This is a genomic window from Pseudoalteromonas luteoviolacea S2607, from assembly GCF_001625575.1.
Lineage (GTDB): Bacteria > Pseudomonadota > Gammaproteobacteria > Enterobacterales > Alteromonadaceae > Pseudoalteromonas > Pseudoalteromonas luteoviolacea_E.
Genome location: NZ_AUXV01000003.1, coordinates 331419 through 354486, shown reverse-complemented (window position 1 = coordinate 354486; position 23068 = coordinate 331419). Strand labels below are relative to the sequence as shown.

At 41.3% G+C, this 23068-nt stretch carries 18 protein-coding genes; 9 read left to right on the top strand and 9 right to left on the bottom strand.

Going from position 1 to position 23068, the window contains the following annotated elements; genetic code table 11:
• Positions 1-16 precede the first annotated feature (16 nt).
• Entirely contained in the window at positions 17-574 is a 558-nt protein-coding gene (locus N480_RS03725; RefSeq protein ID WP_063371173.1) for a heme NO-binding domain-containing protein, read from the bottom strand.
• Positions 575-579: 5 nt separating this feature from the next.
• The gene (locus tag N480_RS03720) at positions 580-1518 is read right to left on the bottom strand and encodes a sensor histidine kinase (protein WP_081231726.1); all 939 of its coding nucleotides are present in this window, start codon (positions 1516-1518) and stop codon (positions 580-582) included.
• A gap of 413 nt (positions 1519-1931) precedes the next feature.
• Here N480_RS03720 and N480_RS03715 point away from each other — a divergent pair, with 413 nt between their 5' ends.
• Positions 1932-3434, top strand: coding sequence for a calcium-binding protein (locus N480_RS03715; RefSeq protein WP_063371172.1), 1503 nt, complete (start codon positions 1932-1934; stop codon positions 3432-3434).
• Between the two features lie 195 nt (positions 3435-3629).
• Here the strand turns inward: N480_RS03715 and N480_RS03710 are convergent, their stop codons facing one another.
• Entirely contained in the window at positions 3630-6794 is a 3165-nt protein-coding gene (locus N480_RS03710) for a DUF3427 domain-containing protein (RefSeq protein WP_063371171.1), read from the bottom strand.
• A 228-nt stretch (positions 6795-7022) separates the two neighbouring features.
• On the opposite strand from N480_RS03710, the gene N480_RS03705 reads away from it, so the two are divergent.
• The 4 genes from N480_RS03705 to N480_RS03690 all read left to right on the top strand — a co-directional run bounded on the left by N480_RS03705 (position 7023) and on the right by N480_RS03690 (position 10274).
• Positions 7023-7802, top strand: a complete 780-nt coding sequence (locus tag N480_RS03705; RefSeq protein WP_063371170.1) for a hypothetical protein — start codon at positions 7023-7025, stop codon at positions 7800-7802.
• 73 nt (positions 7803-7875) lie between these two features.
• Positions 7876-8241 carry a hypothetical protein gene (locus N480_RS03700; protein WP_063371169.1) on the top strand — a complete coding sequence of 122 codons (366 nt, stop codon included), beginning with the start codon at positions 7876-7878 and terminating at the stop codon, positions 8239-8241.
• Positions 8242-8375: 134 nt separating this feature from the next.
• Positions 8376-9524, top strand: a complete 1149-nt coding sequence (locus tag N480_RS03695) for a DUF1570 domain-containing protein (RefSeq protein WP_063371168.1) — start codon at positions 8376-8378, stop codon at positions 9522-9524.
• Positions 9525-9854: 330 nt separating this feature from the next.
• Positions 9855-10274 carry a LodA/GoxA family CTQ-dependent oxidase gene (locus N480_RS03690; protein ID WP_063371167.1) on the top strand — a complete coding sequence of 140 codons (420 nt, stop codon included), beginning with the start codon at positions 9855-9857 and terminating at the stop codon, positions 10272-10274.
• A gap of 65 nt (positions 10275-10339) precedes the next feature.
• Here the strand turns inward: N480_RS03690 and N480_RS25210 are convergent, their stop codons facing one another.
• Positions 10340-10492, bottom strand: coding sequence for a hypothetical protein (locus tag N480_RS25210; protein WP_155732751.1), 153 nt, complete (start codon positions 10490-10492; stop codon positions 10340-10342).
• A gap of 230 nt (positions 10493-10722) precedes the next feature.
• Here N480_RS25210 and N480_RS25205 point away from each other — a divergent pair, with 230 nt between their 5' ends.
• Positions 10723-10863, top strand: a complete 141-nt coding sequence (locus N480_RS25205; RefSeq protein ID WP_155732750.1) for a hypothetical protein — start codon at positions 10723-10725, stop codon at positions 10861-10863.
• A gap of 407 nt (positions 10864-11270) precedes the next feature.
• Here the strand turns inward: N480_RS25205 and N480_RS03685 are convergent, their stop codons facing one another.
• Complete coding sequence (locus N480_RS03685; RefSeq protein ID WP_063371166.1) at positions 11271-11576, bottom strand: hypothetical protein; 306 nt, start codon at positions 11574-11576, stop codon at positions 11271-11273.
• Positions 11577-11687: 111 nt separating this feature from the next.
• Between N480_RS03685 and N480_RS03680 the strand changes: the two genes are divergently transcribed.
• The gene (locus tag N480_RS03680; protein WP_063371165.1) at positions 11688-12578 is read left to right on the top strand and encodes a LysR substrate-binding domain-containing protein; all 891 of its coding nucleotides are present in this window, start codon (positions 11688-11690) and stop codon (positions 12576-12578) included.
• Between the two features lie 42 nt (positions 12579-12620).
• Here the strand turns inward: N480_RS03680 and N480_RS03675 are convergent, their stop codons facing one another.
• Both N480_RS03675 and dgt read right to left on the bottom strand, forming a co-directional pair.
• Complete coding sequence (locus tag N480_RS03675; RefSeq protein WP_063371164.1) at positions 12621-14531, bottom strand: alpha/beta hydrolase family protein; 1911 nt, start codon at positions 14529-14531, stop codon at positions 12621-12623.
• Positions 14532-14776: 245 nt separating this feature from the next.
• The gene (gene dgt / locus N480_RS03670; RefSeq protein ID WP_063371163.1) at positions 14777-16249 is read right to left on the bottom strand and encodes a dGTPase; all 1473 of its coding nucleotides are present in this window, start codon (positions 16247-16249) and stop codon (positions 14777-14779) included.
• A gap of 184 nt (positions 16250-16433) precedes the next feature.
• Here dgt and N480_RS03665 point away from each other — a divergent pair, with 184 nt between their 5' ends.
• Both N480_RS03665 and N480_RS03660 read left to right on the top strand, forming a co-directional pair.
• A complete protein-coding gene (locus N480_RS03665; RefSeq protein ID WP_063371162.1) occupies positions 16434-19244 on the top strand; it encodes a tetratricopeptide repeat protein in 2811 nt (936 codons plus the stop codon).
• 586 nt (positions 19245-19830) lie between these two features.
• On the top strand, positions 19831-20979 hold the full coding sequence (locus N480_RS03660) for a hypothetical protein (protein WP_155732749.1): 1149 nt from the start codon (positions 19831-19833) through the stop codon (positions 20977-20979).
• A gap of 40 nt (positions 20980-21019) precedes the next feature.
• Here N480_RS03660 and N480_RS03655 read toward each other — a convergent pair whose 3' ends face one another.
• Both N480_RS03655 and N480_RS03650 read right to left on the bottom strand, forming a co-directional pair.
• On the bottom strand, positions 21020-22435 hold the full coding sequence (locus tag N480_RS03655) for an EAL domain-containing protein (protein WP_063371160.1): 1416 nt from the start codon (positions 22433-22435) through the stop codon (positions 21020-21022).
• 184 nt (positions 22436-22619) lie between these two features.
• Complete coding sequence (locus N480_RS03650) at positions 22620-23051, bottom strand: BLUF domain-containing protein (RefSeq protein ID WP_063371159.1); 432 nt, start codon at positions 23049-23051, stop codon at positions 22620-22622.
• Positions 23052-23068: the final 17 nt, after the last annotated feature.

The following is a 23068-nucleotide window of genomic DNA, read 5'->3' as shown; positions in this document are numbered from 1 at the left end:
GTGCATACCTACCTAACTATACTTCACAGCTTTGAGTGTATATTAGGGTAAAGCAAGCGCAATTGTCGTTACCTCGCCAGCCAGTCTGCATATTGACTTCAATACCTACTTGGTAAAAATGACTCATGCCTGCAAGCACACCTTTTACTAGATCAAATAGCTTTCTTGGTGAGGTATAAATCAGCTGCGCGGTATAGGCGGATGTCGAACAATACTCAAAGGCGGGTGGCTGTGCATCAGGATAGAGCTTTTTTAACTCGACATTATGCAACGTGTCCAGTTGTTTTAGTACATATGCTGGGTGTGGATATTGGGTAAACTGCGCTGGCAATAAAGTAGAAAGTTTGGGGTAAAGCCACCTACCAAAACCAAAATGTGCCTGTGAAAGCGGTATGCCCATTTTACCTACAACAATGCCCACGAGTTCAACTAGCTGCTCGTCTGGGTAGTTTTCTGTTCGAACAAAACCCTGACTAGAGTCAAACGAACATTGCTCTAAAGCATCATATAAAAGCTCATCTCCAGCTACTTCAGAGACGAATTCTTCTAACAGCATAAAGATATGTCCCTTCATCTCAATTACTCCTGTGTTCTAGGTAATGTAATAGTGAAGGTCGTACCGCACCCTTCCTCGCTTTCTACTGTAATATGGCCGTTGTGTTGTTCTATGATTTTATACGAGATAGAGAGCCCGAGCCCCGTTCCTTTACCGACGGGTTTCGTTGTAAAGAAGGGATCAAAAATATTACGCATATTGGCTGTAGAAATACCGCTACCATTGTCTTCAACAGTGCAGTAAATATAACTGTCATCGTATGTGCTTGTTATGACGATTTTTCCGTTTTTGTCGGTTGCCTGACCTGCATTGACCAGTAAGTTCACAAAAACTTGGCAGAGCCTATTAGGGTTGCACATGAGCTTTGGTAGCTGGCTCAGGTTTGTGTCTAAAATGGCATGATGTTTAAAGCTACTGTGTGCCAGATTGATAGCTTGGTCTAATACTAGGTTTAAATCTTCAAGCTCCATTTCTTCGTTATCGACATGGGTGTAATTTCTGAGTTCTGAGACTATAGATGCAATTTTGTTTAAACCACAGATAGACTCATCCATCAAAGCTGGAATGTCTTCTTGTATTATCGCTACGTCATAGCTGGATTTTAAATCAAGCATTGCCTGTTCATCAGACACCATACTTTCCAAATCTTTTTGATAAGCCAGTAGCGTGACTAGGTACATTTTTAACGTTTCAATGTTGGACCGTGCGTATCCTGCGGGGGTATTGAGCTCATGGGCAATGCCTGCAGATAGCTGACCAAGCGACGCCATCTTTTCCTGTTGTATCAACTGTGCCTCCTGGCTTTTTAACGACTCGATTGCACTAGACAGCTCGTCGTTAGACTTGTACAAGCTACGTGATTTTGATTCGAGTAAGTTCTCTGCGAGCGCTTTACCTGCCAATGCTCGCTTGAGCTTTTTTTCAAGTAGAGAAACTGTTTTGTCTGTAACTTGTTCCGTCATAGATAACCACGCGTTTGAATTGATTTTACTAGTTAGTGCAAGATTGACTCCAAATCATCTCTTTTTGGCAGCTTGATATTTATTCGCTAATAAAAACAGACGCTAACAATCACATTTTAGATAGTTTGATAATCTTTTTGTCACGACATTTGCATTTTGCAAAGGTCTAGAAATGAAGATTTAGTTCGCAATTTGCAAAATGCAAAGCTGTTTTCGCAAAATCAGAATTATTAAATTGCGTATTTTAGGGTTGGAAATAGGCCTATGACGCCAAAATGCATACCGATGGTGCCAACCTCTCTTGCGCGCAAAGCCTCTCCACTTTTCTTACTTATTTGCTTTCTAGTCTCCTCAAAGACGGGCATATGAAGGAGTAAAAGTGCCTTTTTATCAATCACTTTGAGGATATAAAAATGATATTTAATAAAAGTGCACTCTGCGCGGCTTTAGCTCTTGGGCTGTCTAATTATGCAATGGCGGGGTGCGGTGGCCTAAGCGATGGTGCATCGGCTTACATTGATGGCGACACCCTTAAAATCAATGGTACAAACAGCAGCGAGAAATTTACGTTGAGCGTGTCTGGTGACAACCTAAAAGTAACCAGAAGAGTTGGCAACAGCAGCAGCTGCGATAGTTTTTATTTGAGCCAAATTGATGATATTTATGCCGTACTTAACAGTGGTAACGATACTTACAACGGCAAAGATGTGAACGTCATTCAAAAAGTTTATGGCGGCGATGGTAACGATCACATTACCACAGGTCGTCAAAACGATTATATTCGCGGTGGAAATAATAACGATACGATTTTTGGTAACAGCGGCAACGACACCATTTTAGGTGATAATGGTAATGACGAAGTCGATGGCGGCTACGGCAACGACTCCATTCGTGGTGGCAGTGGTCATGACAAATTACTGGGTTCGTATAACAATGACACGATTTTAGGTGACAACGGCGGTGACCTCATCATGGGTGGTCAAGGTGAAGACAGACTCTATGGTGGCAATGACAACGACTACATTGGCGGCGGGTGTGTACTTGAGAATGCCAATGGCGGCGACATTTACGATGCACCGCACTGTGACCACAGCAAAGATGGCGCAGATAAACTCTACGGCGGCCATGGTCATGACGTGCTAAGCGGTGGTAGAGGGAGTGATACTTTATATGGCGATGACGGCGACGACTACCTAGCGGGTAACGAAGGCCGTGAAGACCGCTTGCATGGTGGCGACGGCGATGATGCGTTGTTTGAAGATGGCGACGGCAATTCAAACAACAAGCGTTGGCACAAAGCATGGGGTAATGACGGTGACGACATTCTCGTGACCAACGGCGAGTTCTCCGATCAAGAAGGGGGTAAAGGAAACGATGTGATCATCGCGCTTTCAACGGGGTATGATGCCAAAATTGAAGGCGGCAAAAACGGCGACTACATTTGGACTGGCGACAGTGCACCACAAGGTTCGTGCGGTCAAGGCAATGACAAGGGCATGTTCTTACTAGATAAATGCGAAGGCACAACTTGGGTAGATGACTACCAAGGCTTGCTGTCAAAAGTGGATAAGCGCAGTAACTTTGATAATCCATATTTTGATGCCGCTGATGCCGTAGTAGAAATGGACGGTTCGCACACCGGCTTTAAAAATGGCTGGCGTAGTTATAAAGAAAATCAAAAGCCCCATGCCTTGTACGATATAGTTTCATCATCGGTGTTTTACCGCTGGTTGGACAACCGCTCAACCACGCCTTGGTCATATTACGAGTGGAAAGTGTCGTTTAATCCAGGCAACGGCATGTACGGTACATACACCCACTGTATGGAAGACAACGTGGCCTATAATTGCGTTTGGCAAATCGGCCAAAGCCAGCAATGTTACAACAAAGACGGTAACACCATTTCATGTAACTAATCTAATCTGGCAATTAGATGTTATGTCGCAAAGCCCACGTATGTGGGCTTTTTTGCCAGTTGCCTACTTATAGCTCCTTTCGGTCTGCCTATAAGCGCTACTTTGAATTTACTTCACTGAATTCTACGGTACTGCTTTGCGTTTGCACGCGATGAAACAGACAACTAGAACCTTAGGTAACTTTTCTATGTTAACTTAACCAACCGCTAACTTCCCAGCCTCATGCCATAACTCACTTGGCATGGGGTGAAGCAAGTCCCACGTAATATCCATTGGCTGACTGCCTATATGCGTTACATATTGCACCTCGCCAAAATTAACGAAGCCCATAGTACGGCCGTTTTCGTCTTTGTTTTGTTCTCGTACAAATAAGAATATACGTTTGCCTGTTTTGTGATGAGTGAGGTAGCTTAGTCCTTTTCCTCGTTCTGGTCTTGCGCTGTTTTGTGACTGCCAATGAAAGCGGGTGGGGCTGATGGCAAAGTCTTTGTATAGTGTGGTTGGGGAATAGGTTTTCTCGCATTTAGTGAGGGTTACAAACAACAGCTCGATATTGTGGCTTTTAAGCTCTAACACGCCTTCACGTGCTGGTGATTTTTTCTCAAAGGTGCTTGCGCCAATTGCTGCGAGTATTTGCTCACGAGAATAGCGGCTATGTAGCTGTAAGGCTGTATTTGGTAAGCCCGACAGTGATTGCTCTTGGTGATGAATACGATTAATTAAGATGTTGAGCACGTCGCTGAGCTCAGTTTGTAGTTGCTTATTGGCAAGCGCTTTTAAGCTGGTGGTAATGTCTTTATGTCCTGTTTGTTTTGCGGATTTTTCCCAAAAGTTGTAGTGCGTCATTAAAGCAAATACGGCGCTGTTTGGGATGTTTTTAAGCTCAGTTAAATCAAAATCATGGTTACATAAAGACTGTAAAAACTGCAAGTAACTGAGCGAGTTGCATGTTATTAACTGGGTATTGATGGCGCGATAATAAGCTTGTATTTGAACTTGGTCAAACTCTGTTATTGCGGTGTTTTGATTGGTTAGCCAATGCCACCCCCCTAATTTACCCTGAGAGAGCTTATAAACATCCTCCAAGGTCACGCTTGGGTTAACCTGTAAGAAGTTTGTAAGAGTGAGCGGTAGGTTGGTGTCTTGATGATAGCGGTTGAGCAGCGCTTGTAGTCGACGTTTGTTGTTAATAGCACATTTAATATTTTTAAGAATAACCTCTTTACTTTGTTTTTGTAACTCAATGCGACACCCTAAAGGCAGATGTGCAAACCCGCTTTCAATCTCTTGGTTGATTGAAGTATTTGTTTTACCGACAAGGGCTCGAAACTTACTGGCAAAGTCATATTCTGGTCGTGCATTGCCCACAAAGTCTAAGACGGTGCAGCATTCTTTGTCTTGAGTTAGGCGCAAGCCACGACCAAGCTGTTGCAAAAACAAAGTTAAGCTTTCTGTTGGGCGTAAAAATAGTAGGGTGTCGACTTCTGGAATATCGACACCTTCGTTAAAAATATCTACTACACACAATATTTGAATATCGCCTTGTCTGAGGGCTTGCTGTTTATTGTGTCTGTCATTGGCATTGTCACTGGTTAGTACATCACTGCTAATACCTTTTAAGTTAAATTGCTCGGCCATAAATATGGCATGTTGCTTACTAACACAAAATGCCAACGCCTTGATGGTGTGTACGTTCGCGACGATTTCTGCCAATGCTTGCATGATTTTTAAGGCGCGATGATCGTTTTGTGTGAATACGTGTGTAAGCGCACCAATATCGTAGCGGCCACGTTGCCAAGAAACACGGCTGAGATCTGTATCATCATCAATGGCAAAGTATTGAAATGGGATCAAATAGCGATTATTGATTGCTTCAGGTAATCGTAGTTCTGCGGCGATGACATTATCAAAATCACTTAGAATATTTCCGCCGTCTTGCCTTTCGGGTGTTGCAGTTAAACCGAGTAAGATGCTGGGGGCAAAATGATTAATCACGCCTCGGTAGCTGTTGGCTGCGATATGATGTACTTCATCAATGACAATGTAATCATAAAAGTCGGCAGTGAGGTTAAGCGTTTCTAATTGATTATTAAGCGTTTGAATGGATGCAAACAGATGATTGAAGTTACTTGGCTTATGCTGTCCAACCCATAGCTCACCAAATTGGTTGTTTTTGAGTACAGCGCGATATGCAGAGCGCGCTTGTTTTAGTATCTCTTGTCGATGGGCTACAAAGAGTAATTTGGCTTGTGGGTTTTGTTTTGAAAATTGCGTAAAGTCGAACGCGGAGATCAAGGTTTTACCAGTGCCAGTGGCTGCAACGACTAAATTTTTATATCGACCGTGCACGCTTCGCTCTGCATTGAGCTTTTCAAGCATGGCTTTTTGATGTGATTTTGGTTGAATATCGAGATAAAAGTGATTGCTATCCGTCGACTTATCTTTTGCCGTATCAAGCGCTTGCCCCAATCTATTTTGACACTCCAGATCACCTGTATATAACTCAAAGTCGTCAGACTCCCAGTAGGTTTCAAAGGTGCTTAGTGCTTTTTGAATAATGTGTGGGATTTCTTGATTAGTGACCTTTAAGTTCCATTCTAAGCCGTTAGATAATGCGGCTTTTGACAGGTTGGACGAGCCAATATAGCCGGTGTGAAAACCGTTATCTCGCAAAAACAAATAGGATTTGGCATGTAGGCGTTGACTATCATTGTTGTAACTTACTTTTACTTGGGTGTTTGGCAAGCTGGCTAAGAAGTCGACGGCTCGTTGCTCAGTCGCTCCCATGTATGACGTCGTTATGACTTTAAGCTTTTTTCCACTCTGCACAAATTTTTTGAGCTCGTCTTTGAATATACGTAAGCCAGTCCAACGTACAAAAGACACCAGCCAATATATTGTATCGCTAGAGAGAATCTCTCGTTTCAATTCGCTTTCGAGCGAAATGCCTGCATTAGCTCCGGAGAACAGCTCACTTTGACTCAGACCAGTTTGAGGAAAGATGTCTTTGCTATATGTTGGCAGATCGCTAGAAATAGGATTTTGCTTATCAAAGAGCGCAGTCAGAATACGACCTTGGGAATCGATAAGGTTTTCATCAATAAGTTGATCGTCTTTGATGTGATCTTTTAACCAAAAAACAAGTTTGTTAGCCAGCTCAATTTGCTTGGCAATGCGATTGTCGTCTGAGCTTGGTACGGCATCAATAGCATGAGAAATGAGTTTGGACAAAAATCGAGAAAGCCAAATTGAAGCCTCAGCCGCCTCAAGCGGGCGCTCACCAATATAAAACTGTTCTCGATTTAAATTTTGCTCAACAACTTGCGTTATAAGTTGTTCATAAATGCCAATTTGCTGCATGGCCAAGTCCTGTTGTTTTTATTCTTATGTCTATGAAAGCTATTGTATCTTAGCGCTTTTGGCTATTGTGAACCAGGTTCTTGTCCACTGATTTTTACCATTCTTTAAAGAATGGCTATGGTATAAATCCATCAACCTACTTGCACTAAATGTAATTGAAATGTAAATTTACTGTCCCAATTCAACTTAGCAGGTCTAAATAGGGCGTTACACTTAGGAAGGAAACCTATGGAAGAGTCAGCACCGCAACAACATAGTCAAATTAAAAAAGCGGCCTTATTTTCATTTAAAAAGCTCATGGCACTGAGCGTTTTTACAATCAGTATCATTATTGGCGCGTATGCGACAGATATTGTCGAAACACTCAAAGCGTATGTGCTTTATTCTGGTAGTAGTGTGATCAGGTTTTTACCGATCGTTTTACTTAGCACAACTCTGGTGGGTTATTTATATTACCGTTATGAAAAATCAGCAGAAAGCACTTTCAAGCGGGTGTTTAAATCAATCTTCACAGTAAGTGTGTGCATTGCGTTTTTTACCGCTGGTATGTTTCTAAAAGATCCTTGGTTTTCGCTTTCGATGTTAAGTGATGAATACAGTGGCCCGGTGCGCACATTTCAAAATTATGCGGGGTTTGAAGTAAAGCAGGAGACGTGTGAAAAGCGCGGTAAGAGTCTCACCTGCTCATTTTATGCGATTAACCTACTGCCCAAAGACAATGAATTTAGAATTGACTCAGACAGCTATGCAATTGATCACAAAGACAGTCATGCGGTGGCCGTTGCGTTTTATATAGGTGAAAAGCGATATCGAATCAATAACTTCAGAAACTATGATTTTTTCACTGTACCTGTTGGCAGTAAACGCAAGTTTAAGCTGGAATTCGTGTTGTCCTCTGATGAAAAAATGCTGTTAGCGCCGTATTTGTCAGTAGTAATGGAGTCTAGGCAGCATCAAGAAAAACATCTTAATTTCAGATCAGTATCGGTTGTTGACTATATTAACTAATGGATATCCGCTTTTGATTGGGCGAGTGTCGAATTTAAATGATTAAAATCAGTATTTTATCGTGGGACTTTATATGAATCAGGCACTTGGCTTTTTAATTTCAATTTTGATTGTGGTATTTGTGTTTGTGGTGTCTGCGACCGCTGCGGGGCTATTTGCCGAGACACTTGGCCTTTGGAAAAAGCCCATAATTGGTGCTGTGGCTGCGGCATGTGTGGTATTCACTGCGTATGTGAGTGCGCCTAGGTTTAAGCTGTTATCAGCTGCTATTTGGCTGATTGTTGGGGCGATTACGGCGTGGGTATTGTCGAGTGTATTTATGTATGCAGAGGATGCTGCAACTTCACTGCCGTTGTATATTACCTATACAAGCGGGCTGCTTACCTTAATGGCTTGCACCATTTGGCATAAAAAGCATATTGGAGAAATATTGCGCTAGGTCGTGTTTTAATCGTGCTAACGGTGATAGAGTTCGCAGCTTAAAGTGTCGCTGCATGCAGAAATAACTTTTAACAAGACTTAATTGGGTGTTAGGGACTACACAAAAATAAATAAAGGAATAAAAGTAAAGGAATGAAAAACAGTGGGAACACATGGACAGGGCCTATCTTTAAGGCGTGTTTGGTTGTATTTTCGGCGTTGTTATATCTCTTTTTTGATGGACGGCAGTTTTGGGTAGCCGAGGTGCAGCCTTCTTTATCCCAAGAATCGGATACGTCATCAGAGCACAGTAGCCGCGTCGGGTCGTCATACACTACAGGGCACGCGGGTCCGACGAAACGGCAGGCTTCTCAACCTAAGCATCGAACCGATGCTGACCATCAAGATGTTCTGCGACGTTTTGGTCGATGCCAGCCTCACAGCGGTGAGAGTGTAAAATACCGTGTGGAGCAGGGGATTTACACTTGGGTCGACAGTAATGGGGTTATAAATTACTCGGACCAAAAACCATCCCGCGATGCTAAAACGTATCAGCCCCGCAGTAGCCGAGTATTGGATTATTTTGATCTTGAAATCAGCGGCCAGACTATATCTACTCAATTTAAAAATACCTTGAGCGCCAAATTGAACGCCATTTTTAGAGGCTATACCAGCATTGTGGGTCTCAAAGCTATGCGAAAAGTCACACTCAGGATTCAAATTCTTCCCTCCCGTAGGCTCTATGAGCGGACGGTTAAAGCCTATGGCGGAGCACCAAGCGGCACTGCTGGTGTGTATTTTGGAACTAAGAATACCGCTTTTGTCGAGCAAACATCATATGAAGCCACAATGCAGACCGCAATCCATGAGGCTGTACATGCAATCAATCAAGCGGTGATTGGTTTTTCACCACGCTGGTTAAATGAAGGGCTTGCTGAATACTTTGAAACGGTAGAGATATCAATGCAGGTGGGTAAAGTTACACCGAATAATCACATTACAAAGAGCGGATACATCAAAGGTCAAGTGCTTAGACCAAGCCAACTTATTGGTGCGGAGGACACATGGCAAACTTCAGATCCTGTTCTTCTGTATAGAAGCAGTTGGGCTTTTGTACACTTTTTAATGTCTACTAGTTCTGGAAAACAAAGCCTTAAAGCGCTAATGCTACAGGAACAAAAAGAGCCATGTAGCTCATTGGATTACGCTAATGTTAAGCGTGTTTTAAACGGCAGTTACCCAAATATGCAAAGCGCATACGCCATGTTTTTAAATCGTGAGGCTAAGTCCCAGCGGTTATGACCTATGCAGTTGCACAATCTCCCTAAGACCAAAGAAATTTGATATGTAAAAAAGGACAAATGCGTGTAGTTGTTAATTTGACTAAAGGATATGATAATGAACTATTCGTCTTATCTTTCCACTGATGTTGTCTTAATGGGAACAGCTTTGGTCAGTTTTACCTAGAGACAGATCAAATTGGTGGCTTACCTATTTGTGGCTGATAAAAACTGCAAAGAAAGGACGCCCCTGTTAACTTGTTTAAAGATGCTGAAGGGCGGAACCGTAGGCAAAGCCAGCCATTTAAGATCCTCGATGAATACAACAATAAGCTGACACTCGATAGCGATCATGTGTAAGCCATTACGTGAACTGTGGCATGTTGCCAACAAAAAAGCGGCTTGGTATGAGTTTAACGAGTTGCAAGGCAATTCACTGTCTGGTGATGACAATAGTTACGCAAACCTTGGGGTGCCTTGGCGCAATAGTAAGGCGCCAAATCGTCGTGAGCTGATCATAGATCCGGGCCCGCCACGGTTTCAGGTACGCATGCCAGTGCAGTTTTTGATAAAGACAGTGCACCTAATTGGCTATAACACCACATTCCCAGAATTGATTATATTTGGTAAAGAAGTTACCCATTTAGGCGAAATCATTACGGACGATAAAGGCCGCTTAATTGTATTGGGGGCCACGATAACGTGCTCAGCCCTAAATGAATTGTGGCTACAAAGGCTCATATTGGGAATAAAAATGAGACTTAAAAGATAAGCTTATTAAAGCTATATTTAAAAGGCCAAGTAACAGCTACTTAGCCTTAATCCATATCCCTATGACTAAACTATAATAGGGCAAGTTTGACATGAAGCACCCACAATAGTCTGGTTTTTGTAACTACCACCAGCTACTTGAGGTGTTGCCTCTGCCGATAATGCTACTTTATTTTTTGATAGTTGCTTTAATGGCTTTTTGTTCAACTTAACTTTCATTTATATCTCCTTTATTTTCAGTTATTATTCTAACCCTATAAAAGTAACAAAAGTTAATGGTGGGTGCAATATATTAATTTCCTGGTGATTAAAGGTTTATAATGGGTAATTAATTATCTTGTAGCTATTCTTTAGCTACGTTTCAATACCCACTTAGATCAACTATCAAGTGTTTTTCGTTTGAGTTTAATGTTACTTCGATATTTATGATTATACTTAATTTAGGAAAAATGCAGCGTCTCGATGTTATTGGCTTCTCACCACGTTGTTTAAATGAAGGGCTTGTGGAGTATTTTGAGTTTCTAGATGTCTCAATGCAAGTTGGTAAAGCTTCATCTTTCAAGCATGTTTCTCGTAATGAGTTTTTGTAAGGTCACGTTATAGAATCGCATAAATCGATAGAGGCAGAAACGAAATGGCGCTCATGTAAGCCGATATCTTGGTAAAGCTGGGCATTTGTGCACTTTTTTATGTCTTCTGATCAAGGTAAATTGAACTTAAAAAACTGTTGTTCCTACTAGAGTAGTCAGCATTTTACTTATGCTAGACAACGCTCAAATTCGTTCTACATTTAACAACTTTTATTCCAACCTAAATCAAATATTCACTTCGTTTATTAACCACGGCATCAAGCTAAACTCCATTGGCTTTGATTACAAAAAGTCGATAACGTTGCTTAATAGGGTTATGTGAATCAAAAAGGTCAAAGCTTTTAAATATTGATTGGTATTTAAAAGCTTTTGGTTGATACATCGCCGAAAATTCAGGGCGATAAAATTCACAGTTGGCTTAATATCTGTTTAGCATTTTGTCTCGCCAAACAGCTTTGTACAGGATCACTGGAAAATGCTTTAGAGGATACCTTCACAGGCGCACTTTCATGAAGATTACCGGATTTGTAAACCTTAACTCGGCAGCTTGTTTTATCCTCATCTTCTGAATAAATCAACTCAACTCGCTCAGCTTTCATAATTAAGTTTTTATAGGGGTACCCTGCATTAGTAAACACTCTTTCTGTTTGTACCTGCGCAGCCAGCGAATCAAATGCAACAAACGAAAGTGCCATAATAATTGCGTATTTCATGATAAATAGTCCTTGTGTGTCTGTATTCACCGCTAAGTATTGTGCGCTTGCACAAAACTGACAAACGAGAAAATCTGACTTATAGTTAAGTTTTAATTAAGTGTAAGTGTCATGAAATCTCCTCCACTAAAAGGGCTTTGGTATTTTAAAACAGCGGCGCAGTTAGGCAGCTTTAAGCAAGCCGCCGAAGCGTTGTTTGTGACTCAAGCGGCAGTGAGTCAGCAAATAAGAATATTGGAGCAACAACTTGGGTGTACGCTGTTTGAACGGCAAACGAGAAAGGTCGTATTAACTCAGCAAGGGCAGTGTTTACTTCCCTATTTGCACAAAGCGTTTGGACAAGTTGAAATGGGCCTATCGGCGCTAAAAGCAGATCCAAATCCAAGCACAATAAACCTCTCTGTCTTGCCGTCTTTTGCCTCTTGTTGGTTGCTTCCTAAGCTCGCGAGCTTTAATGATTCTTTACCAGACTATCAGCTACGCATTGACCCAACTGAGCAACTAGCAGAATTTGATGAAGATGACATCGATATAGGGATCCGCTTTGGCTTGGGAGAATACAGTGGTTTAAAAAGCGAGTTGATTGCGGATGATGAGCTTGTTATTGCTTATCAGCCAGGGCTAATTGACCCTCACAAGCCTCTTCGAGCTCAACTGTCCAAGCATAATTTTATTTATGATGAAGGGCGAGATAACGAATTAGCTTGGTTTGAGCTTTGTGATCAATTAGGGCTTAGCGGCCATGCTTCGAGCAATCTCAAAATTGATAATGCCGCACTTGTCTTACAGGCAACTGTTGCTGGGCAGGGGTTTTCACTTGTTCGTCGGCGCTTAGTAGCGCAGTCTTTGGCCTTAGGTCAGTTAGAAGTTCATCCTGAGTTTGCTTGGCAGTGCGAGTACCGGTATTACTTAGTTGCCCCTGAACGACATTTTGAGTGGCCAAAAATCAAGGCTTTTCGAGATTGGATTATGGCTGAGTTAAAAAGCACAGATCCGCAATAGCGCTGCGCAACTGTGCTTTGTCATATTGATTCTAATGCATAATTAGAGATGTTTTTTAAGGAAGTCTAAATACGCTTGCGATGCTTCGATTCGGTTTTCTTTTTTCGAGAAACCATGTCCTTCATCTTCAAACAAAACATACTCAACAGGCACATTGTTTGAGCGTACTGCTTCTACTAGCTCGTCACTTTCTACTTGAAGCACTCTAGGGTCATTAGCACCTTGAACAACCATGAGTGGCTTAGTAATATTTTTTGCATGGAAAAGCGGAGAGATACGACGTAAACGCTCACCATCCACGGCCGGATCTCCAAGCTCTTCATACAGCGCCTTTTTGTATGCCTCCCACCAAGGTGGAATAGACTCTAGGGTCCTTACCCAGTTGGTGACACCAAACACATTGATGCCAACTTTAAATTCGTCAGGTTCAAAAGCCAGCGCCGCGGCTGTCATATAGCCACCGTAGCTGCCTCCCATAATGCCGATACGAGCTGGGTCTACCCAGTCTAGCTCTTGAAGATATTTTTTACTCCATACGATATCTTGCAAGTCATCTTCGCCGTGGCGTTTGTCATCTAAATGGTAGAATGTTTTGCCATAGCCTGAGCTGCCGCGATTGTTAACTGCAAAAATAGCATAGCCTTGATTCACCAAATGCTGAACGCGCGCACTATAGCCTGTCATACTTTGTCCACCAGGACCGCCATGAACGTAAATCATTGCGGGGACTTTAGCGGTCGGGCTTGCTAGTTTTGGTTTGTAAAGCACCCCTGGTACTTCAAGGCCGTCAAAACTTTTAAATCGAGCAATGGTACTTTCAACTAAATGCTCTGGGTTGATTTGGTCACTCAAAGTTGAGGTTAACTGTTTTACAGAGTCTGAACCAACTTGCCACACGTAGAGGTTATTAGGAGAGGTATCTGAATTTAGATAAAAAGACATTTGCTTTTCGTCGTCAGAGAAATTGACGCGTTTTATGCTGCCAGCTGGTAACTTCGGGAGCTCAATATCTTTATTGGTTTTCAAGTCCGTGATTGTCACTTTGATGCTAGAGTCTTCATTTACCCCGATTACTCGGTATCTGTCTGAGTCTGAAAAATATAAAAATCGTACGTCCCAGTCTTTTTCAATGTATGGCGTGTGTTGACCTGTTGCTATTTCGTAGCGCCAATTTTGGTAAAACTCACCATGTGCATCAGTTCCGTAATATAGATATTTATCATCTTTAGAAAACGCGGAGGCTGAGAAGTTAGCTTCATGAGACACATTGGAAACTTCAATAAGTTGCGCTTTGGGGTCTGTTAAATCGAGCAAGAACAAGTCGCTGTCTTTATTACCTTGCGAATTGATGAGGGCGAGATAACGATCGGTTTCACTCACACTTTGAACATTAAGGTTTTTATCATTTTTGTAAATTAACTCACTGGCGTATGTTTTCGCATCATAGCGATAGAGGTCCATAAAGCGCTGATCACGCTGGTTGCTCAGCACGTAAAAAGCATTGTTATCTTTAGAGAAGCCGATAAACCGTGCTCGGACATTGTCACCCGGTGTTAAATCTTGTACCTGCGAATTTTCATCGCGTACGAAGACATGCATCAACTCGTTGCCGCCTTTGTCTCGTGTAAACAAAATACGGTTATCGTTAGGAAAATATCTAAGTGGATATGTGGAGTCCGACGCATCTGTCAGCTGCACTTTATCACCGGTTTTTATGTCGACTTCATAAAGGTTAAATATGCCAGATTCGTCTGAACTTACTAGAATGCTTTGACCGTCAGGGCTGAACGCGCTGCCAACAATGCTGGTGGTGTCGTAAAAGGTTTCTGCTGAGTAAGTGTTGAAGTTTGCTACTGGCTGAGTGTGGCCCGATTCGTTTACCGATTGATTTGTTTGTGTGCAAGCACCAAGCGTTGCGAGTAGTACGCATGCTATTGCTGTCTGTTTTATCATAATTTTCCTTATTAAACATTTTTGCTTGTTAGAGTCGCTCTCCAAAAACAACAGTATTACCGTTTATTGCTCGGGTATACTGAGGCAGTAATTGAATGTATCTATAGCTACTACAAAATGCAACTGAGATACCAGTATGCACTATAACCTAATGGAAAAGCTCATATTAATTTTGTCGTTGATTCACTTTGTTGTGTGGCGATTTTAAACTTTGGTTACTTGAGCCGCGTTCGAATCAGTAGACTTTAATCAATGACCAGCAACGCTCGGTACGTATCGTATGCGAGCTGATCCGTCATTCCACTAATAAAATCTTGTATTAGACGACAGCGATAATAAAACTCGTAAATAGGTTGCGAACGTTGTTCATTTGTAAGCTGTTTTATGGCTTTATTATATGCGCCTATAAACTGGCCGGGGATTCGTTTTAACAGCCGCACTTCAATTGGGTAATGACGGCCATTTTGCAATAGATCGCTGAATTGCTCCTGTTTTAAGTCCAGCAGCCTTTGATATTCATTTAAAATGCCTGCGGTAATTTTATAACCTTGTAACTCCAACTCTTCGACTTCTTTGTGGCAAAAAACGTGCTTGATTGCCACTTGCTTCAATGCCTCGGTTACAGCGTGTAGATAACTATTATCTTCTAAAAGTGCGGCGTTAAAACGACCATGATATATCGCGTCTATATTATCGATAAATCGTTGCGTTGCATGCTTTACGAGCGGGTGGATGAGTTCGACACGCAGGTAGATAAAAAATTCATTCGCAATGTTTTCAAGGTTCGTTTGTGCACGTGCGAGGGCTTTACAACATGCCGCTTCAATAAAGTCAGAGTGCAGGCTAATGTTAAGGCGATTTAGTTGTTTGGCGTACTCATCAGTAAGTAATTTGTTGACCGCTTCTACGCTAAGTAGCCCCTTTTCTACGGCGTCTTCGATATCTGCGAGGCAATATGCGATATCATCAGCGGCTTCCATGATATAAGAAATCGGGTGGCGATTACCAAGTGTTATATTTAGTTTATCGCAAAGTTCTTTAACAAAGCTTTGTTCACTATAGTAGTAGCCCACTTTCTTTTTAAGATAGCTTTTATCATCGTCTTGCAATGGCTTTTCTTCTACACCACAGCGAGTGTATTTTAAAATTGCAGCTGTTTGGCAGTATGTTAAGTTCAGATTAGACAGCGTTCTCACAATTCGAATCGCTTGTGCATTTCCTTCAAAATGGCACAAATCTTTAATTAAACGCAGTATAAAGTTTTTTTCGTCAGAGTCGCATCCGTAGCTTTGTGAATAGGTGGAGGCATATACCGGGTGTGTTGAAAAGTAACTGCTAAACCAATCGCTAATGGCGGCTTCACCAAAGTGCCCAAAAGCGGGGTTGCCAATATCGTGCATGATGCAAGCCATTTCGACTAAACTTACCAATGCATTTGATTGCTCTGCGTTTATTAATGGTGTTTGGCCATTAGCTTGTGTTAGCTCGTTTATGATGGACTGAGCTATAAATCGCCCGTTTTGCTGTACTTCTAAAGAGTGGGTTAACCTTGAGCGGACCGCTGCATTTCGCTCAAGCGGAAATACTTGCGTCTTTTGTTGCAATCTTCTTAGGGCTGCACAATTTATAATGCGTCCTCTGTCGCTCTCGATGCTTACGAATAAGTTATCGTTCTCTTTGTATGGGCGTTTAGCGTTTATTTTTATTGAAAAATCCATTTATTTGTCCAGAAGTTGAACACTAAACCCATTGTAATCAAATTGTTCAAACCTGCAAATAGGTCATCAAGTTGTAAAAATGCCTGCCAATTACGACGGTCTTGACTAAAATCTAACTAGGTGACTTGCAAGGCTATTTTAATGCTGGCAGTCTTTGGTTTTTGCGCACTGATTAGATTTTTATATGAAATTCCTAGCGTTAGCTTTAGTTGTTGTTCTTTTTTCAGGTTGTAAATCCGTATCGAAGCATGTTGAGCCCGATTTGATGTTTGTACAGGGTGATGATGTTTCTGGTGATGCTTTAGTTGCCCAAAGCTACTTACTGTTATCAAAAGAAGAATTTCGCCTTAAAAACTATTCTCAAGAATTTGCGCTATTGAATGAGTTAGCTGAATACCAATACGCCCCTGCGCAGCTAGAAATATCTAAGAAGTTAATCTCTGGACATGGCGCGCAATATGTGAATGGTTCTGCACTCGAATGGGCACAAAAAGCGGTCGACAATGACCATATTCCTGCAATTCTGTATTTGGCCAAATGGTATCAATATGGTGGCGAGGGGGTTGAGATTGATCTCAAAAAAGCAATGGAGCTCTACGCTAAAGCGATTGATTTGGGTGAGCCCAGTGCCGCCACTGAACTAGGTTATATCTTTCTGAATCACTGGAGAACTGATAAAGGGTATGAAACTGCCCAAAAGCTATTGCTCAATGCTGCTTATTATGGTGAAGGAAAAGCATTTTGTGGCTTGGGGCGAGTGTATCAAAATGCTGGTAAACTGAAAAATGTAGTTAAAGCAGCTGAATACTTCAGAGTAAGCTATAGCAGAGGGTACAAAGCCTGCGCATTCGAATTAGGGTACTTGCATCACAAAATTACCAATGATTTTAAATTGGCTCATCACTGGTATGGCAAAGCCGCGTCAGCAGGTTCTGCCGATGCGATGAACAACCTCGGCATGATGTACAACAACGGTGAGGGAACAGACCTCGATTTTGTCAAAGCGAAGCAATACTTTGAGCGAGCCGCAGAGCTTGGAAGTCAGCTGAGCTTTGGAAACCTGGGTCGTTTGTATGAAATGGGAGAAGGTGTTGAACAAAGCCTAGAGCAAGCAATTGAGTACTATGAGCTAGGCATATCATTTGGTGACGCCCAATCTATGCATAATTTGGGGAGCTTATACAATGAAGGAAACGGGGTAAAGAAAAGCCGAGAAAAGGCACTTGACTTGTTTGAGCAAGCCACACAGCGAGGCAACCGCTTTTCTGCATTTAATCTCGCAAACGCCTACCTTTATGGTGAAGGTAAAGCGCAAAGCAATGAGCAAGCACTAGAGTATTATTTAAAGTCTGCCAAGTTAGGCTACGCCCCTGCCTTTTGTCAGGCTGCGGATATAGTGCTGGCTGAGGATTGGTCAAAAGCCAAGTCGTATTACTTTGAAGGTGCAAAACTCGGAAATGGGGACTGCGCAGAAAAGCTAACGAATTACATGAGAATTAGGCAAGAACAAGACTTACCAATCGTCACTTTACTTGTTTCCCTCGCGAATAGAGGCGTCGCTGTTGCGCACCGTGAACTTGGCGTCATTTTTCATTATGGCGGTTTTGGGGAAGAAGTTAATGTCTTAAAAGCGAAAGAGTATTACCTAAGAGCTGGGCAACTTGGAGAAGGTCTAGCATATGCAAACTTGGGGTATCTTTATGAAGAGGGCGTTATGGTTTCTCAGGACCTCCATATGGCTGCTTCTATGTATGTTAAATCCGTAGAGCTGGGCTCTGCACTTGGACAAAATAACCTAGCAACATTTTATTTGAAAGGTGTTGTATTTGACCAAGACACAAACAAAGCAATTGAGTTATACGAACAAGCCGCTGAGGGGGGCAATGTGCTGGCTATGGTCAATTTAGCGGACGTTTATTGGGGCAAGAAAACGCCGAATGCTTCAAAACGTGCCTGTGAACTTTACAAACAAGCCTATGATCTCAACTACGATGGAGTTGTAACGAAATATAGTCGATGCTTAGTCGATTTAGATAAGGATCCACAAGCGGCACATACGATACTGGAAGAGGGGGCAAAAAGAGGCTGCGAGCCGTGTGTTGTCTCGCAAGCTGAAATAATATTAGCTGGTAAGATAAAGGAGAAAACTGACCTATACGCTCTACAGGTTTTGCAACAAGCAAGTGAACGAGGTAACGCACTTGCGTCAATTAAACTTGCACAGTTATATGAATCCGGTGAGCTGATTCAACAGGAGTATAAAGCGGCCTTACATTGGTACCTCCAAGCAGTTGAAAATGGACAAGTTGACGCGTTAAACAAGGTCGCTGAGTTTCACTGGCACGGCAAAGGGACCAATCAGAACGAGCAACTTGCCGTACAGGCAATTTCAAAATTGGCAGAAGCGAGAGATTACAATGTGGCGTCATTTGTAGGTGAACATTATTACTACGGGGTAAACGTAGACGAGGACGTGAGTAAAGCGCGGCAGTACTTTTTAAAAGCCGCACAACAAAATGACGATATTGCCTTAAATAATCTGGGGATTATCTACCGAGACGGGTTAAAAGTTAAAGTAGATACAGAACGAGCGATAGGCTATTTCAAACGTTCGGCAGAGCTAGGACTGGCAGATGCCATGTATAACCTTGGCGCATTGAGCTTACAACTTGAACAAGCGTCAATGGGGCTAGAGTGGCTGTTAAAAGCGGCTGAGCAGAACTATACGCAGAGCTACCTGTTGCTTGGTGAGTACTACGCAAGCCATAGCGCTAGCCTTGCATCTCAAAGAGAAGCGGCAAAGTGGTTGCAATTGGCCGCGGATATCCGGTTACCAGAGGGGATGTATCAACTGGCCATGTTACTGAAAAAACAAAATAGTAATAAACTCACTCCCGAGGCTACTAAATGGCTCGAAGCTGCAGCAAAAAGTGGACATGAAGCTGCTGTAAGCGAATTGAGCACGGTAAACACTGTTGTCGAGTATGAAAATTAGTCAATCTTTTCTGTTGTTGTAAATAAAAATAATTATAAGCAGCTACGTTAGCTTTATTTCTATGTTTCCTTTTTAAATAATTTAACACTTATAAAATTAGAGAGTTAGCGCGCTATTTTTTGAGATAAGAATAGCGCGCTAATTATTTTATATAGATAAATAAATCTATTTTTCATTCTTTGTATTCAGGAAATTAAAATAATTGACAGTGCTGTTTGAGTGGGTGTTCTTCGTATCATTTTAGTGTTTTAATTTTCCATTTTTACATACGTAAAAATTCTTAGTAATAGTGTTTAAATGTCTTGCGCTTCCATGTTTTTTATTGTTATTTTCTTAAGTTGTTGTATTTATATGATTTTTGTTTTTTGGTGTTAGTGCTCTATTATCGTAGTTGAAAATGAAATTTCTTTGATTTGAAGTGAGTTGTCAGAGTATAAATAGCCTTGTGATATTATTTTTATGTGTAAACATTATTAAGAATCATGTATGCTATTTATATAAATTTTGAATATAGTGGTTAGTACTATTGCAGAGCATTAAAAAAATCATAACTAAGCTCTCTTCCCAATCAGAGCTCCAGCCTAATATGTTTTTTATTGAAGGCTACATAATGGGGCTTGGGGTCACACCTCAGACAGTACTACCTAGTTTATGGATTAAGAGATTGTTTGGTGAAATTGAACCAAATCAGGAAGCGCAGCTTAAATCTCTAATGGAATTCTACAATATGTGTATGGACCGCGTAATGTGCAATACACTTGAGTTACCCAAAACATGTGTGTTGCCAGCGTCTAACCTTCAATCAGCACTTCAAGAAAGTATGCCATTGCCAAGCTACTGTAAAGGTATGCTGGCTGCATTGAGTTTTATTGACCGAAGCGAGTTGAGGAATGAGCAATTAAAAGAACTCAATTGGTTGTGTCATATTCTAAAAGGGCTTAGTAGCTATATAAATGCGCGGAATATATTTGGCGCTGAAAAGAGCAATTTAGAAACAGATGTGCAAGAAGCAAAGCGGTCTTTAATTACGCAACTGAGTAGCACGATACACGAAATGCGATTTTCAGAGCAGTGCTTAGAGCATGCACAAGAGCCAGCCACTTTTGAAGGATTTAATCGCTCAGAAGTGGAATCGCACTTGCAAAGTATACTCAGTAAAGATGATGAATCTACCTTATCATTGATCAATGACTTGATTCTTGTTATTGAGCGAGAACTTATTACAGAGCAGTTTAAACTTCGACACAAGTCGGAGTTTGATAAGTTGTATGAGGCCCAGCCTTATTTGATTTTACGTAGTCGAAAGGCGCAAATTCAATTTAATATGGGTGATATTGATGCAGCGACAGATGAGTTAGAAACGCTGTTACCACTAACTCTAAACGATGCTTATAAAAATCGATACCAACTCTATAACTGCTACATTAAACAAAAAAGCTGGTGCTCTTTAGATGAATTGCTTCTCACTAAAAGTGAGGGGAGTTTTGGTGACTTGGCGACGCGTACCTTACTAGCTTTTGCTAAGGAAGGTAATACGCAAAGTGCGAGGAAGCTAAAATCTAAGTTGAAAACGACATACCCTGCTGTAGAGCTATTATTTGATCCGAGCAACAGTGGTGAAAAGGGCTATTCCGAATTATGCGCAGATACGGTTAATGAATATATTAATCGAGGCGGCAAAAAAGCTTGGTGTTCGGTTAATGGTGGTCTATTTTGGCTAAAGTCAAATGATTGAAGATACCCCCACATGTATTTACATGCGAGGGAGCCTAATTTTACGCAGCTTCATTTGAAAGAAACTCATTCATTGTCAATGGTACCGAAGCGTAGTAGCCCTGAAGGTAAACATTAGGAAATCGTTTCACGTATTCGTATTGATGATGGTTTTCAATGCCTTCAACAATCACTGTCTTTTTACTTTCTTTGGCGATTTGTACAATCGCGTCTAGTTTTGGCGCTTGGTCGGCTTTGCTCTGAATATCTGAAATATAAGCTTTGTCTATTTTAACAGAATTAAAATACTTACTATTGAGTATGCTACTGGTGTCGACATTGCTTTTACCAAAATCATCAACGGCAAAACTAAAGCCTAAGTTTGACATTTTTCTTAGTGTATTTTGTGCGTTTTCACTTAAACTTAGCTCACTGCCTTCGGTTATCTCAAAAGTGATAAACGCAGCAATAGACGGCGTATCTCTTATAACCTTTTTTAGATAATTTAGTAATTGTTCATTTTCAAGCATCGCGGCAGAAATGTTTAAGTGAATTGGCTTGAGCTTTTCTTGTGCATCGAGCTTGATCTTGAGCATTGAGTAAACTTGATTGACGACAATTTTTGTCAGTTCACTTTGTAACTCAGGTTTATCTTGGATCATAGGCATAAACATTTTTGGTCCCAAGTTTTTGGTATTTCGCCATCGAACCAGCGCTTCATAACGCTTTGGTCTATCTAAATTTGACGTTTTAAACATGGGTTGAAATACAAGATAGAAATCGTCGGGGTTGAATGAAATGCTATTCATGAGCTTTAACAGCACATGCTTGCGATACATTTCTGCTTGGTACAATTTTTCATTATGGTAAAAGGCACCATTTTCAGATTCTAGTGCGAATTTCATAGAGAAAGTAAGCCTACGTTGAACCTTGTCGATGCCATATAGTGATGACTGACCTGTTAGGCTCATAGAAGAAATTGCATAATCGATAGGTACTTGGGTGTTATTGACCCAGACTTGCTTTGGTAGCTTTTCTAAAATCTCAAACTGTTTGGACTGTGCATCTCGCTGACTCGAGTCGGTATCATGGGTCACAAATGCCATGACAAGGTACTCAGAATCATGCAAAGCTAGAGCAAACGGTTGGCATGATTTACTGATGTCCTTAAATAGCTCTGAGAGAGAATCAATATTCCCCTCTATTGAATCAAACACTGGCGTACGGCCCAACTTTATCAAGGACACATGGAAGCGAGAAAGCTTACGGTCGACTTTCATTAGCCGCTGCATAAAAAACATATAGTTCGGTATATCGCTTTTACCATGGTAGAGCACCGACTTGCTCAGAGCATCTTTGGCTTTTTTAATTTCATTTAAGACCTTCAAATCCTTTTTACGTAATTGATTGGTCCTTATCAGTGCGATGAAGCTCATCGCTGCAATAAGTATTGCAATGCTTAAATAAATATTGTTCATAAAAGAAAAATAGTTGGGAAATGTACGCTTTAGATTAAAAACCACAAAAATGGACGAAATATGTGTTTTTTCTCTTTAATTCATGTTTTTACATTACAGTCCATTACACTAGGTCTACTTTTCGGCTGGTATTTAAGCACAAAAGCGCAATGATAACCGTAGCGGTGGCTAGCGAGCCGTTTAACTAGTTACCAAATGATTTTTCAATGTGGTCCTCTATTTCAAATTCGTGATTACGAAATGACTTGAGTAATTTGTAGCTTAGCGGAAGCCTCCTATGAGGTCGGTTTTTACGAACTTTTCGATAAGATTCACTTTTATCTAAGTCAATTAAACCCATTGCCCAGCGACGAAAGTTTCTTTTTTCGATGGGGTTACAGATCAATGCAGAAATATCATGATGCCGGTGGTCTTTTTTTATGCGCTCAAACAGTTGCTCAACTTTTTGTTTGTCGCCTTCAATAACCTGCATAAAGTGATGCCTATCGTATAACAGCATGCCAGATATCCCTTGTAACTGATTTGCCGCTGCGCATTGCCGACGTAAAAGCTCTAACTCTTCATCACTAAGTGGTGCAGCTACGGTACTAATATAGATGAGCTCAATAAGGTCCATTTTTAAATTGCTGACGG

Excerpts from the sequence above, each read along its gene's own strand:
- N480_RS03725 (WP_063371173.1), bottom strand. The coding sequence starts at position 574 with ATGAAGGGACATATCTTTATGCTGTTAGAAGAATTCGTCTCTGAAGTA.
- N480_RS03720 (WP_081231726.1), bottom strand. The coding sequence starts at position 1,518 with ATGACGGAACAAGTTACAGACAAAACAGTTTCTCTACTTGAAAAAAAG.
- N480_RS03715 (WP_063371172.1), top strand. The coding sequence starts at position 1,932 with ATGATATTTAATAAAAGTGCACTCTGCGCGGCTTTAGCTCTTGGGCTG.
- N480_RS03710 (WP_063371171.1), bottom strand. The coding sequence starts at position 6,794 with ATGCAGCAAATTGGCATTTATGAACAACTTATAACGCAAGTTGTTGAG.
- N480_RS03705 (WP_063371170.1), top strand. The coding sequence starts at position 7,023 with ATGGAAGAGTCAGCACCGCAACAACATAGTCAAATTAAAAAAGCGGCC.
- N480_RS03700 (WP_063371169.1), top strand. The coding sequence starts at position 7,876 with ATGAATCAGGCACTTGGCTTTTTAATTTCAATTTTGATTGTGGTATTT.
- N480_RS03695 (WP_063371168.1), top strand. The coding sequence starts at position 8,376 with ATGAAAAACAGTGGGAACACATGGACAGGGCCTATCTTTAAGGCGTGT.
- N480_RS03690 (WP_063371167.1), top strand. The coding sequence starts at position 9,855 with ATGTGTAAGCCATTACGTGAACTGTGGCATGTTGCCAACAAAAAAGCG.
- N480_RS25210 (WP_155732751.1), bottom strand. The coding sequence starts at position 10,492 with ATGAAAGTTAAGTTGAACAAAAAGCCATTAAAGCAACTATCAAAAAAT.
- N480_RS25205 (WP_155732750.1), top strand. The coding sequence starts at position 10,723 with ATGCAGCGTCTCGATGTTATTGGCTTCTCACCACGTTGTTTAAATGAA.
- N480_RS03685 (WP_063371166.1), bottom strand. The coding sequence starts at position 11,576 with ATGAAATACGCAATTATTATGGCACTTTCGTTTGTTGCATTTGATTCG.
- N480_RS03680 (WP_063371165.1), top strand. The coding sequence starts at position 11,688 with ATGAAATCTCCTCCACTAAAAGGGCTTTGGTATTTTAAAACAGCGGCG.
- N480_RS03675 (WP_063371164.1), bottom strand. The coding sequence starts at position 14,531 with ATGATAAAACAGACAGCAATAGCATGCGTACTACTCGCAACGCTTGGT.
- dgt (WP_063371163.1), bottom strand. The coding sequence starts at position 16,249 with ATGGATTTTTCAATAAAAATAAACGCTAAACGCCCATACAAAGAGAAC.
- N480_RS03665 (WP_063371162.1), top strand. The coding sequence starts at position 16,434 with ATGAAATTCCTAGCGTTAGCTTTAGTTGTTGTTCTTTTTTCAGGTTGT.
- N480_RS03660 (WP_155732749.1), top strand. The coding sequence starts at position 19,831 with ATGTTTTTTATTGAAGGCTACATAATGGGGCTTGGGGTCACACCTCAG.
- N480_RS03655 (WP_063371160.1), bottom strand. The coding sequence starts at position 22,435 with ATGAACAATATTTATTTAAGCATTGCAATACTTATTGCAGCGATGAGC.
- N480_RS03650 (WP_063371159.1), bottom strand. The coding sequence starts at position 23,051 with ATGGACCTTATTGAGCTCATCTATATTAGTACCGTAGCTGCACCACTT.